At 43.3% G+C, this 13,360-nt stretch carries 9 protein-coding genes and 1 other RNA gene; all 10 read left to right on the forward strand.

Annotation, left to right across the window (positions count from 1 at the left end):
- The first annotated feature begins 97 nt into the window (after positions 1 to 97).
- The 10 genes from A923_RS0112915 (at position 98) to ffs (ending at position 12,839) form a co-directional block, all read left to right on the forward strand.
- A complete protein-coding gene (locus tag A923_RS0112915; protein WP_017222088.1) occupies positions 98 to 1,528 on the forward strand; it encodes a basic amino acid/polyamine antiporter in 1,431 nt (476 codons plus the stop codon).
- Positions 1,529 to 1,694: 166 nt separating this feature from the next.
- Positions 1,695 to 2,480, forward strand: a complete 786-nt coding sequence (locus A923_RS0112920; protein ID WP_017222089.1) for a sulfite exporter TauE/SafE family protein — start codon at positions 1,695 to 1,697, stop codon at positions 2,478 to 2,480.
- A 129-nt stretch (positions 2,481 to 2,609) separates the two neighbouring features.
- Entirely contained in the window at positions 2,610 to 4,097 is a 1,488-nt protein-coding gene (locus A923_RS0112925; RefSeq protein ID WP_017222090.1) for an isochorismate synthase, read from the forward strand.
- Positions 4,094 to 5,950 carry a 2-succinyl-5-enolpyruvyl-6-hydroxy-3-cyclohexene-1-carboxylic-acid synthase gene (gene menD, locus A923_RS0112930; protein WP_017222091.1) on the forward strand — a complete coding sequence of 619 codons (1,857 nt, stop codon included), beginning with the start codon at positions 4,094 to 4,096 and terminating at the stop codon, positions 5,948 to 5,950. The genes A923_RS0112925 and menD overlap by 4 nt, the downstream gene beginning before the upstream one ends.
- Positions 5,934 to 6,830 carry a 2-succinyl-6-hydroxy-2,4-cyclohexadiene-1-carboxylate synthase gene (menH, locus tag A923_RS0112935; protein WP_017222092.1) on the forward strand — a complete coding sequence of 299 codons (897 nt, stop codon included), beginning with the start codon at positions 5,934 to 5,936 and terminating at the stop codon, positions 6,828 to 6,830. The genes menD and menH overlap by 17 nt, the downstream gene beginning before the upstream one ends.
- A 177-nt stretch (positions 6,831 to 7,007) precedes the next feature.
- Positions 7,008 to 7,874: a 1,4-dihydroxy-2-naphthoyl-CoA synthase gene (gene menB, locus A923_RS0112940; RefSeq protein WP_017222093.1), complete on the forward strand. Its 867-nt coding sequence runs from the start codon at positions 7,008 to 7,010 to the stop codon at positions 7,872 to 7,874.
- A 20-nt stretch (positions 7,875 to 7,894) separates the two neighbouring features.
- On the forward strand, positions 7,895 to 9,004 hold the full coding sequence (gene menC / locus A923_RS0112945) for an o-succinylbenzoate synthase (protein WP_017222094.1): 1,110 nt from the start codon (positions 7,895 to 7,897) through the stop codon (positions 9,002 to 9,004).
- Positions 8,997 to 10,562 (forward strand): o-succinylbenzoate--CoA ligase, encoded by a 1,566-nt coding sequence (gene menE / locus A923_RS0112950; protein ID WP_017222095.1) that lies wholly within the window; start codon positions 8,997 to 8,999, stop codon positions 10,560 to 10,562. The genes menC and menE overlap by 8 nt, the downstream gene beginning before the upstream one ends.
- Before the next feature lie 152 nt (positions 10,563 to 10,714).
- On the forward strand, positions 10,715 to 12,601 hold the full coding sequence (locus tag A923_RS0112955; protein WP_017222096.1) for a putative bifunctional diguanylate cyclase/phosphodiesterase: 1,887 nt from the start codon (positions 10,715 to 10,717) through the stop codon (positions 12,599 to 12,601).
- A 141-nt stretch (positions 12,602 to 12,742) separates the two neighbouring features.
- Positions 12,743 to 12,839: signal recognition particle sRNA small type (gene ffs / locus A923_RS22800), an RNA gene on the forward strand.
- Positions 12,840 to 13,360 lie beyond the last annotated feature (521 nt).

The following is a 13,360-nucleotide window of genomic DNA, read 5'->3' on the forward strand; positions in this document are numbered from 1 at the left end:
TATAATACAATCCGCCGAATCATTTTATATTAACAAACGAAAATTAGGTATTTTATGACAGATTATGTCGTAAGTTGACCTTTTTTAGGAATTATCGATGGAAAACAAACTCGGACTTGGCATGTTAGTGGCCTTGGTATTTAGTACCATGGTCGGTGCCGGAATCTTTAGTCTGCCACAAAATATTGCTGTATCAGCGGCGCCCGGTGCAATCACGCTAGGCTGGTTGATTACGGGCTGCGGCATGCTGGCATTAGTCTCGGTATTACGTAATTTAGTCGTGCGTTTCCCTAATTTGAATGGCGGCATTTTCTCGTATGCACAAGCGGGTTTTGGTGATTACATCGGCTTTATGTCTGCTTGGGGTTACTGGATCTGTAACTTACTCGCTAATGTATCTTATGCAGTGGTGTTCTTTAGTGCGATTGGCTATTTTGTCGATACCCCTGAAAACCCAATGATGGGGCAGGGTAATACGCCGATTGCCGTTTTCGGTGGTTCGTTATTGATTTGGTTTATGCATGCATTGGTATTACGTGGCGTGACACGTGCCGCGTTGATTAATGTGTTTGCGACTATCGCTAAAATCATTCCTATTTTAACCTTCGTTTGTTTGGTTATCATGGCGTTTAAAATGGATAAGTTCACTCTTGATTTTTGGGGTGATAAAACGCCTGAGTTAGGCTCGGTATTAGATCAAGTGAAAGCGACTATGATGGTGACATTATGGGTATTTATCGGTATTGAAGGCGCGGTTATTTTATCAAATCGTGCTAAAGACAAGCGTGACGTGGCGAAAGCAACCGGTATTGCACTGTTCTCGGCACTAATACTCTATATTGCTGTGAGCTTGTTTACCTTAGGTGTGATGACTCAACCTGAAGTTGCAGCACTAAAAAACCCATCAATGGCGCATGTTTTAGAAGTGATTGTTGGTCCTTGGGGCGCAATGCTGATTAATGCCGGTCTGATTATTTCAGTATCCGGTGCGTTATTAAGTTGGACAGTCGTCAGCGCTGAAGTACCTTTCATTGCCGCGAAAGAAGGCTTGTTTCCGAAAGCATTCGCTAAAGCGAACAGCAAGGGTGCAGCAACCACATCACTGTGGTTCTCGTCATGTATGGTGCAGCTGTTTTTAATTTTAACCCTGATACAAGAAAGCTCGTATTTAGCCTTGGTCAACATCGCGACATCGGCAGTATTGCTCCCGTACTTTCTTGTGGGTGCGTATGGCGTGAAAGTGGCGTTAAGCGGTGAAGGTTATAGTGCCACTGAAAACCGTAAGAAAGACCTGTTTATCGGACTGGTATCGTCGTTTTATGGTGCTTGGTTAGTGTATGCGGCGGGCGCTGAATACATGTTGTTATGTGCATTGTTGTATTTACCGGGTGTATTGATTTACAAAAAAGCATTAGCAGAAAAGCAGCAATCATTTAGCAAGCGAGATTATGCTTATTCAACGGTATTATTAGCGGGCGCTGCAGGGGCAATTTACCTGTTATCAACGGGTGTATTGTCGCTTTCTTAGTATTTTAACCACTATTTTGTTACTCTTATCATTTAGTTAAAAGCTGTTAATCAGTCAAAAACTATTAATCACTCAAAAACTATCAACTAGCGAAATGCTGGCACTTATAAAGTAAAGCTCAGGCACCTATCAAGAATAGGTGCATGTTGTAAAAGGAATTGTAACGATGATTGTGGTTTTATATTTAATTTTAGGCGCGGCAGCAGGTTTGATGGCGGGTCTGTTTGGTGTCGGTGGCGGTTTAATTATCGTTCCGGCATTAATTGTATCTTTTAGCTTCCAAGATCTTTCGCCTGATATATTAACCCAATTGGCGATTGGTACTTCTCTCGCGACGATTATCTTTACCTCCCTGAGTTCGATTAAAACTCACCACAGTAAAGGTGCCATTGATTGGGCGTTGGTTAAACGCTTAACCGTTGGTATTGTTATTGGTGCCGTGCTGGGCAGTATTTTTGCCGATTACTTACCCGGTGATACCTTACAAATGATCATCGGTATTTATGCGTTGACGGTTGCGGTACAAATGGGCTTTGATATAAAACCAACAGCACAGCACGATTTACCCCAAGGCGCTGGTTTGACTGTCGCAGGTGGTATTATTGGTGCTATCTCGGCTTTATTCGGCATTGGCGGCGGCTCACTCACGGTACCTTACTTGTCTTGGTGTCGTGTTGAAATGCGTAATGCGGTTGCAACGTCTTCAGCTTGTGGTTTACCCATTGCGGTGGCAGGCGTATGCAGTTACATCGTGACTGGTTGGAATAACCCAGAGTTACCAGCATACAGTCTAGGTTATATTTATTTACCGGCATTCTTTGGCATTATAATTACCAGTACGGTGTTTGCCAAACAAGGTGCTAAATTGGCTCATTCATTACCGAGTCATGTGTTAAAGCGTTATTTTGCGTTGCTATTATTAGTTGTTGGTTCGAAGTTTATTTTCTTCTAAAACGAACATTTTATTGATCTAGGCTATAAAAAATTAAAAAAACTACCCATTAAGTATAGTCAGATGTTCGATTTTGTTATATTTATGCTAAAATTACCCCCTACGTAGTCGTTTAGTAAGGGGAGCGATTTGTTAAATTTAACAACCGCGATCACAGCATTACAACAACAGGTTATCCATGCTCCAGCTGAGCAAACTCGGATTTCTGTTGATTTACAGCCCTTAAATTCAACCGAGCTTATAGAATGGCTTGGTGCTCAAGTTATATTTCCTCAATTTTATTGGCAATCTCGAGACGGCGATGAAGAAGTTGTCGCACTCGGGAAATGCTGTCATTGTCATGATGTTAATCTCGCAAAAACATTGTTTACTCAGCCGCAGCGGATGTGGGGCGGACAAGCCTTCCCTAATAAAGAATCTAGCGAAAAGTCTAGCCAAGCACTGACCAGTAGCGATAGTGATTACTATTTCTTACCGCAAATAGAATTAACCCGTCAGCAAGCGCATTGGCAGCTATCGGTCAACCTACCAGTCAATTTACCAAAAATGTCAGTAGCCAAACAGGCAATGGCAGACGCGGGTTACGACAAAGTTCAGTTATTGGCAAGTCTTGCACAGTTAATTGCACCTGCACCGATACCATTACCGCAATCTTACGTCATTGAATCTCGTCGTCATTATCCTGAGTTCAAACAATGGTCTGATCTTGTCACTAAAGCGTTAACCGCAATCGATGAGCAGTATTTTGCCAAAGTGGTATTGGCGAGAAAAACGGTGCTAACGTTAAACCGTCCTCTGTCAGCGACGCAATTTTTACAACAAAGCCGTCAAGTTAATCAGCAGTGTTTTCATTTTATTTTTGCTATCAATCCTGATGATTATTTTGTTGGTTCAACACCTGAACGGTTATTCAGTCGCGACACCGATCAGTTACATACCGAAGCGCTTGCTGGTACCGCTGCACGAAGTTTAGATGCCGCGGAAGATCGCGCGTTAGCAAACTGGTTACTTAACGACAAGAAAAATCGCTACGAAAACCGCTTAGTGGCAGATGATTTATTATCACGCTTACAACCGCGCTGTCGTTCTGTGCACGTTGAAACGCGCCCTGAGTTAATTAAATTACGTAAAGTGCAGCATCTTAAACATAAAATATCTGGCCAGTTAATGGCGGGCATTGATGACGCCGAATTACTCACCAGCCTACAACCAACGGCTGCGATTGCTGGATTACCGCGTCAACCGGCATTAGATTTTATTGCTGATAACGAACCGTTCGACCGTGGTTGGTATAGTGGTGCATTAGGTTATATCGGCCAGCAACAGAGCGAATTCTGTGTTGCTATTCGCAGCGCGCGGGTATTAGGGCGTGAATTACAGTTATTTGCCGGTGCAGGGATTGTTCCTGGTTCTGATCCGCAAAGTGAATGGCAAGAGTTAGAGCGTAAAACCGCGACTTTATTAACCTTGCTTGAACCTGATGCGAACGACTATCGCGACTCTGACGTCCATCACGATAATGACGACAAGCAAGGTCGAAATAGGCATTCTCATACCCACAATAGTAATAAGCATGTGCTTGCCAATCAATTTGCCTCGGAGCAACAACGCGCATGATCACGAATCAATCGCTTTCAGACATACAAGCGCCATTAAATCGTTTATGGGCGAGTTTAATTTTAGAAGAACTGAGTCGTTTAGGTGTTCGCCATGTGTGCGTGGCACCGGGTTCACGTTCTACACCCTTGGTATTAGCGGCAGCGGCGCATGATGATTTAATACTGCATAGTCATTTTGATGAACGTGGTCTGGGTTTTTATGCGTTGGGATTAGCGAAGTCATTACAAGCGCCTGTGGCTGTGATTGTCACTTCGGGAACAGCCGTCGCTAACTTATTACCTGCGGTAGTTGAAAGCGGCTTAACCAAAGAAAAACTGGTATTACTCACCGCAGACCGCCCGTTAGAGCAGATTAATTGCGGTGCCAATCAAGCTATTCAACAAGCGGGTTTATTCTCTAGCCACGCCTGTCATGAACTGTTATTACCCAGCCCAAGTTTAAGCATTACCCCACAATGGTTGTTGAGCAACATAGATCAAAGCTTGGCAGTGCAACAACAAACGGGTGGGGCGGTGCATATTAATTGTCCTTACCCTGAACCACTTTATGGCGGTGATGCTGATTTTAGTGACTACCTTGCTGGAATAAGCCATTGGCAAGCGCAGCAACAAGGCTATTTATCCATTTATTCACCTTGCATTAATGCCTTAAAGACGATGCCGTCTACAGAAATCTGCTCGACGATGCCAGTGGTTAACCGCAAAGGCTTGGTGGTTATTGGCGCGATGAATACTGCTGATATGCTGGCGATTAAACAATGGGCGAAGACGATGGGCTGGCCTGTATTGGTCGATCCGCAATCGGGTGGTAGCAGTGCTTGGTCGCATTATGATGTGTGGTTACAAAACCAAGCATGTCAGGACAAGTTAGCGGAAGCGGAGATCTTAGTACAATTTGGGGCACGATTAGTATCAAAACGTTTGGGTCAGTTTATCGCACAGCAGAACTGGCAAGATTACTGGTTAATAGCACCGCAAGCCGGGCAGTTAGACCCTTATCATCAGCGTTGTAAGCAATTTGTTAGCCCAATACAAAGTTGGTTAACACTGTTTGAAAATGGTCAGTTGAATACCGCTTTAACGGCTGATAGGTATTCTCTTGGCAACGCTCTTAATAATGTCTTCGCCGACGTTGGTGTGCAACACTGTGATGTTGATAGTTATGAATGGGCCAGAGTATTAACGGTTGCCAGTGTGACGGTGCGACAGTTAATTGAAATTAATCATATTGATGAATTAACCGAAATTAGTTTCGCGGCCACATTAGATACCTGCTTTTCAAAAACGTTAGTGAACAAGCCTACCAGTTTATTCATTGGTAATAGCTTAATTGTCAGATTATTAGACATGTTCGCAGCATTACCCAATGTCCCGGTATTTAGCAACCGAGGTGCCTCGGGTATTGATGGTTTATTAGCAACGGCAGCTGGCGTACAGCAAGGCCAACAACAAGCGATGCTTTGTCTGCTAGGCGATACATCCTTGTTATATGATTTGAATTCGCTAGCGTTATTTTCTCAACCTACGCACCCGAGCGTGATCGTGGTATTGAACAATGACGGTGGTGCAATTTTCGATATGCTCCCTGTTGCAGAGCAACAAAAAGAACAATTATACCGTATGCCACATGGCTTTAATTTCAAACATGCAGCGGCGATGTTTGATTTAGATTATATCCAACCTCAAAGCTTAGCAGATGCACTTTCTGCTATTCACCATAGCTTACACCCGATGACTGAAGTAACCGGAAAAATGCGTACTTTACTCGTCGAGATAGTCACTCCCGCAGGGGCTGCAGCCAAGCAATTGAAGCAATTGTTTAGCGAGGTAAAAGATGCGAAATTTATCTAACATGATCATTACGACGCAGACCCAATTACCGTTATATTCAGAATCAGTTCAATCTGCGAGCAGTCTGTCGCAAGGTGCTGTCGTGAAACCAAGTTTAGTATTCTTACATGGCTTGTTGGGGTCTACCGCAGATTGGCAAAAAATAGTGTCACATTTGTCGTCAGACTATCAGTGTATTTGTATTGATTTACCTGGGCATGCGGAAAGCCAAGCGGTGACCGCGAACGACTTTCAGCATGTACAGCAACTTATTATCGCGACGTTGGCCCAGTATGAACTTGAGCACATCGTTTTTGTTGGTTATTCGTTAGGGGCGCGTATTGCCATGACGATTGCTAGCGAACCGGCTGCTAACTGGCCGTACACTATTGATGGCATGTTATTAGAAAGCGGTAACCCAGGTTTAAACAGCAGCGCCGAACAATTACAACGTGGATTACATGATTTAGGTTGGGTAACACGTTTTAGCGAAGCACCATTAACTCAGGTATTGCCCGATTGGTACCAGCAAGGGGTATTCGCATCATTAACCAAGACAGAAAAAACCGCATTGATTGCAACGCGCAGCCACATTCAAGCGGACTACAATGGTTTTAATGGTGGCAAGCAGATAAGTAAAATGTTGGCGGCCACGTCTCTGTCGAAACAAGGTTATTTGTTACCGAAATTACAAGCGGCTGAGTTCCCAATCAGTATGGTATGTGGTGAATTAGACCCTAAATTTGTGCAATTAACTCAAGCCAGTCAGCTGGAATATCATGTTGTCGCTGATGCTGGGCATAACGTACATGCCGACCAGCCGATTGTATTTTCAGCATTAGTCAGAGGGTTAGTCAGTGACAGCCTGAAGAATAAAGCAGCACAACAGAGCGCCGCTTAAACACGTTGATTGCGGATTGTCGTGGTCGCGGAATTTTAGAAAGTAATAGAAGCATTTAGTTTAGACATTTAGTTTAGAACGTCAGATTAGACATTTAGTTTAGACATAAAAATTAGACATTTAGCTATTCATATATAAAAAGAGTAGCTATTCATATATACAAGATCAGGAATTATTATGAGCAGAACAGTTGGCATTACCGAAGAAGAGCTATACGCAAAAGTTGAATGGCAAGATTGCACAGGTGAATATCAAGATATTCACTTTCATAAATCATTAGATGGTATTGCAAAAATCACCATTGCCCGACCACAAGTACGTAATGCGTTCCGTCCTCAGACCGTAAATGAAATGATGCAAGCGTTAGCTGATGCACGTTACGACTCAAAAATCGGCGTGATCGTGTTAACGGGCTTGGGCGAACATGCATTCTGCTCGGGTGGCGACCAAAGTATTCGTGGCGATTACGGCGGTTATAAAGACGACGAAGGTATGCATCACTTAAACGTATTGGACTTTCAACGTCAGATCCGTACGTGTCCAAAACCTGTGATAGCTGCAGTAGCTGGTTATGCAGTCGGTGGCGGTCATGTATTACACATGATGTGCGATTTAACGATTGCAGCAGACAATGCACAATTCGGCCAAACAGGACCGAAAGTGGGTTCGTTTGACGGCGGTTGGGGCGCATCTTACATGGCACGTATTGTTGGCCAGAAAAAAGCGCGTGAAATTTGGTTCTTGTGTCGTTTTTACGATGCACAAGAAGCCGTTGATATGGGCCTTGTAAATACAGTGGTACCACTGGCTGAGTTAGAACGTGAAACAGTACGCTGGTGTCGTGAAGTATTGCAACACAGCCCGATGTCATTACGTTGTTTAAAAGCGGCATTAAATGCCGATTGTGATGGCCAAGCTGGCTTACAAGAATTAGCGGGTAACGCCACTATGATGTTTTACATGACAGAAGAAGGACAAGAAGGGCGTAATGCCTTTAATGAAAAACGTCGTCCTAATTTCGACAAATTCCCGCGTAATCCATAATTAGCAGCGGAACATTATTAATGCCACGCAAGGCTAAGCTATATCACTATCAGCTACCTTTAGACTGCGCCATGATATTACGTGGCCAGTCTGTTACCGTACGTGAAGGTTGGTTGCTTGAGCTGAGTCGCGGATCTGAAATAATGCAGCGAGGGCGCGGAGAAATAGCGCCCTTGCCTGGCTTTAGTACCGAAACAGCAGCACAGGCAAAGCAACAACTAGAAAGTGTGATTAAAATCTGGTTGGGGCACGGTGTCGTAACACTCAGCGGCTGTTACCCCTCAGTAGCGTTTGGCTTTAGTATGGCGCTGCTGGAGTTAGAAGATGGATTACCGCAAGCTATTCATCGTAGCGATAATGATGATAACGCTAACAGTGCGTTATTATTGGCTGCTGATATTGGATTAATAACCGCTAAACATGCGCAACTTGCTAGCAGTGCGTTATGTAAGTTGAAAATAGCCACGCAAACAAGTATTAAAGCTGCTTGCCAAGACGGCGACGTTGCACGGTACGTACTGCAGACATATCCGCATTTATGCTTACGGCTAGATGCTAACCGCCGTTGGTCATTAGCCGCCGCATTGGCATTTGCAGATCAAATCCCCACTGAATATCGCCATCGTATCGATTTTATTGAAGAGCCTTGTCATACCCCAAGTGACTGTTTACGTTTCTCCCGAGATACGGGTATTGCTATTGCGTGGGATGAAAGCTTACGGGATGCCGACTTATGGGATACAGATAGCAACTCACAAGGGCAGGGCGCTTTAGCGCTTATTTCCTCTGCGAAGTTAGAACATTCCCGTTCAGTCGTTAAGGCCATTGTGATTAAAGGCAGTGTGATTAAAGCTATTGTTATTAAACCGATGTTGACCGGAACTGTTGATTATTGCGCTGAGTTAATTGCTCATGCTCATGAACAGGGATTAACGGCGGTGATTAGCTCAAGCTTAGAATCTAGCTTTGGTTTACTGCAATTAGCGCGTTTAGCACAAACATTAACGCCCGAGACCACGCCTGGTTTAGATACCGTTAATGTATTTAAACAGCAACTTGTTAAACCTTGGCCAAATTGCGCCTTACCCTTACTCTCCTTATCTCAATTGCCTGTGACGACCTATGAATAATCATGATGCTATTATCAACAACGTAATCACAACCACCCCCAATAATGACAAGTCTATTAGCGATAAGGTTAATTTTAGCGAATGGCCTTGGCTGCATTGGGCCCAGACCAATCCAGCGCAAGTGGCTTTAGTCTTTGGTGAACAGCAATTCACTTGGCAGCAAGTTAATGATTTTGTTAACGGTTATGCCCAACAGTTAAGCGTGCAAGGTGTACGAGAAGGAAGTCTCATCGCAGCAGTAAGCACTAACAACTTAACTGTGCAGTGGCTGTATTTGGCTTGTTTACGCCTCGGTGCTTGTTGCGTGATATTAGACCCGAAACAAAGTATTGAACAAGTGAATGATAAGCTGGAAACCTTAGCGGCGGCGTTTATTTGGTTATCAGATCCTGAATTGAATGTGTTGCAAGCACTTGATTATGAAGCTGCTAAGCAGTTAGTGATTACTTCCGCTGACGAGGCCGATATTGCTGCTGAAATTAATGATGGTGTTAAATACGACGCCGAATCTGATGTCGAATGGCAAGCCCAGCGACTCGCTAGTATCGTCTTTACATCGGGGTCGAGTGGCAAAGCCAAGGCCGTCGCGCACAACGGTGACAATCACTTGCACTCAGCGGCAGGGTTATTGCAATCGTTCGTTTATACCGCACAAGACAGCTGGTTATTATCCTTACCCTTATTTCACGTATCGGGACTGGCGATTGTGTGGCGTTGGTTATTTGCTGGTGGCCAGTTGGTGTTACCGTCAGCGGATAGCTTAGTTGCACAGTTAGCACAAGTGACGCATGCCTCGCTCGTGCCGACGCAGTTAAAGCGCTATCTTAACGAACTCGATGCAAATGTAGATGTAGATGCAGATAAAGATAAAGAGCAAGAGCAAAGTACGATTAGCTTAAAGCGTATTTTGTTAGGCGGTGCTGTCATTCCGGTGGTATTAACCGACAAAGCCAAGTCCCTTGGTATTGAATGTTGGTCTGGATACGGCATGACCGAAATGGCGTCGACTGTTACCGCTAAACTAGCTGATAGCAGCGCGGGTGTTGGCATGTTATTAGCACACAGATCATTAACTATTTGTGCTAAAAGTATCAAAGTACGTGGTAAGAGTTTGGGAATAGGGTATTACTATCGCGGTGTATTACGTAGCATGACGGATGATAGTGGTTGGTTGGTGACGGGCGATCTTGGCGAGGTTAAATGTGGTGATGCACGATCTAATGAATTATTCATTTTAGGGCGCAATGACAACATGTTTATTTCTGGTGGTGAGAACATTCACCCAGAACAAATTGAGCGCGTTTTACTTTCGCATCCGTCCATTAATCAAGCGTTGGTGTTCCCATGCGAAGATGCAGAGTTTGGTCATCGTCCTATTGCTGTAATTGACGCGATTGGACACTTATCAGTCAGTGAAATGAATAACTACTTACAAAACAAGCTGATTAAATACATGCGACCAGTAAATTATTATGCATTGCCGGAGTCCATAAATGTGACCGGTATCAAGTTAAATCGCGCTGTTGTTCAACTATGGGTCACAAGTTTGTCCAAATAGTTGAGCTAGATGAGAATTATTCTTGCTCGCCATAAATCTGGCTTGGTGTTCGCTTTGTTTTCTTGTAGTATAGCTATTCTTCCTTATTCATCAGATGAATAGCGGTAAGGTAATCATGATTTACGATGCGATGTAACTAACAGAGATGTAGGATGCTTAATATTAATACTCAGGTGATTGAGATTCCGGAACCTATGTTTCGTGGTTGGCAACAAACTGTAGAGTTGATCGCTGGAATCATGAACCTACCAGCAGCATTAATTATGCGCGTTCACCACAGTGACATGCGCATATTTTCGTCAAACGACACCGCCAACCCAATGTCTTCATTGCTATTAGAATCTAAGCAATTAAGTTGTTATAGCGCCCAGGTTATTTATAACCGTGCGGAGTTATTAATTGAAGATGCGTTACTTGATCCAACCTGGTCTTTGGTTGGTAATGTTAACGCTGACATTATGGCTTATTACGGCTTACCGCTTACTTGGCCAGATGGACAAGCCTTTGGTACACTTTGCGTTTTAGATACCCAAGCACGTGAATTTACCCCGCATTGCAAATTGCTGGTGGCTCGTTTTCAACAATCGATGAATGCTGATCTCGCGGTGCTTTACGAAAAAGCAGAATTACATCACGCCAACCGACAATTACAGAGTTTACTGACTAAAAAGACAATGGCGCTGAGCTTGTCGCACCAAGCGTTATTGCACGAACAAGATAGCCGCTCGGCATTAGAATCTACACTTATATACCAACAAGAATATGATGCACTTACCGGTGTCGCTAACCAGCGTTCATTAGTGCAACAGATGGACAGCATGCTGGAATCTGTTGATGATGAAAATGAACTGGCGGTGATTTACCTTGGCATCCGCAATTTCAAATCGATTAACAACAGTTATGGCTATGACATTGGCGACAAAGTGTTGTTGGAAGTCAGTCAGCGAATTCATCAGCAGTTAACGACTGAGTATTTAGTGGCTCGTTGCTGGGGTGACTCGTTTGCGATAGTAGTGCGTGATGAGATTGTCGTAGAACAAGTGATTGATTTAATCTCTCGTCTTACCCGCGCTTTTGAATCGACTTTCCTAATTGATGATTTTACGATCACCACGCGCGTTTGTTTTGGTATTGCGTTAGCAGATTCAGCCGCCGACAAAGGTATTTCGTTAGTCGAAAAAGCCGAAGCAGCAATGACGGCAAACAAAGATAAAGGCACGCATTACAACTTCTTTACGGAAGAGCTAAGCGCTGTTATTGGTGAGCGTCATTATCTTGAATCGCATTTAGCAGAAGCCCTCGATAAACAAGAAATGTCGGTACATTATCAGCCGATGATATGTGTTAAAACGCAGCGGGTATTAGGTGCGGAAGCATTAATCCGTTGGCGTAATCCAATATTAGGCGCTGTTGCTCCAGATCGCTTTATTAATTTGGCCGAACAGAACGGCCAGATCTTAGCATTGGGTAACTTTGTATTACGTACGGCAATGAAACAAGCCGCACAGTGGCGTAATAGTTTTGGTGATGACTTTTGTATTGCGGTGAATATATCGCCTGTACAGCTGCGTGATGACAACTTAGTGTCTCGGGTTGCTCAGCTGTTAGCTTATTATCAGATACCTGGTAGTGCGTTAGAGCTTGAGATCACCGAAGGCGTATTATTACAAGACGAACAGAAGGTGACTAAATCACTTGCTGGATTAAAGAAACTCGGTGTCAGCATCTCGTTAGATGATTTTGGTACGGGTTATTCATCATTAAGTTATTTGCAGAAGTATTCGTTTGATACCTTAAAGATAGATCGCAGTTTCATTATGAATTTAATGGAATGTGATCAAAATAAAGAATTAGCGCGCGCGATTATTGCGATGGCGAAGAAGCTTAATTTACAAGTTGTGGCCGAAGGTGTCGAAACGGCAGAGCAACATCAGTTTATTGTCGATGAAGGTTGTGATTTTGGTCAGGGTTATCTGTATGGCAAACCAGTACCTGCAACTATGTTTACATCCCAGTACCTTTGCCGAAAAGTCATTTAACTGCATCGGAATTGATCGACTTGGTTGGATAGTGTGCAATCGGAATTTATAGTGAATAAAACTGCTATAAACGGTTGCAAAGAATCAGTGAATAGTTAATAATTCACTCGTTGTCAAGCACGACACGTTTGATGGGTGCCTTATGGGTCCCTCCGCATTGATACTCTGTGAACTCGGCCAGGTCCGGAAGGAAGCAACCGCAGCAGATGATTCAAGTGCCGGAGTGAGGCTTGTAGGGTATCCTTCAAAAGTGTTGTGCTTTTCGCGTTTCTGACGTCCTATTATTTTAAATAAATAGGAATCAATATCTTATCAAACAATCTTCCTTTATTTTATATCCTCTTTAGTTATAGTTTCATATTACCTATTAAGCAATTTATCTGCTAAACAATGTTCGGGCTTAACTGTTTATTATGCCAAGCGTTCAAAACTTATCTTTTCATGGTTTAAGCCAAGCTCGTGACTGCAGCCTTTATCTATTATCTTTCTCCTTAATCAGCACTATGAATTAGCAGTAAGCCGTTTCTGCCCCATTTTCAGTTAGTGCTTCTACTCATCAACATTTTATGTATGGCAAATTGCCATACATTTTATTATGCATAAGCTTGGCAACTTGAGTTGATCTATTTATACCTAATGAAAACGGTTCGATGGAATAATTTTATACAGTGTTCTTGATGAAAGCTGTCACGATGTATCAAAAGGCATTATTGATACATCTATAAATAAAAGTCTCAATTTTGCGGAATAAAGTGCTCA

The sequence above is a fragment of the Moritella dasanensis ArB 0140 genome (genome assembly GCF_000276805.1).
Taxonomy (GTDB): domain Bacteria; phylum Pseudomonadota; class Gammaproteobacteria; order Enterobacterales; family Moritellaceae; genus Moritella; species Moritella dasanensis.

Excerpts from the sequence above, each read along its gene's own strand:
- A923_RS0112920 (WP_017222089.1), top strand. The coding sequence starts at position 1,695 with ATGATTGTGGTTTTATATTTAATTTTAGGCGCGGCAGCAGGTTTGATG.
- menB (WP_017222093.1), top strand. The coding sequence starts at position 7,008 with ATGAGCAGAACAGTTGGCATTACCGAAGAAGAGCTATACGCAAAAGTT.
- A923_RS0112955 (WP_017222096.1), top strand. The coding sequence starts at position 10,715 with ATGCTTAATATTAATACTCAGGTGATTGAGATTCCGGAACCTATGTTT.
- menE (WP_017222095.1), top strand. The coding sequence starts at position 8,997 with ATGAATAATCATGATGCTATTATCAACAACGTAATCACAACCACCCCC.
- menH (WP_017222092.1), top strand. The coding sequence starts at position 5,934 with ATGCGAAATTTATCTAACATGATCATTACGACGCAGACCCAATTACCG.
- A923_RS0112915 (WP_017222088.1), top strand. The coding sequence starts at position 98 with ATGGAAAACAAACTCGGACTTGGCATGTTAGTGGCCTTGGTATTTAGT.
- menD (WP_017222091.1), top strand. The coding sequence starts at position 4,094 with ATGATCACGAATCAATCGCTTTCAGACATACAAGCGCCATTAAATCGT.
- menC (WP_017222094.1), top strand. The coding sequence starts at position 7,895 with ATGCCACGCAAGGCTAAGCTATATCACTATCAGCTACCTTTAGACTGC.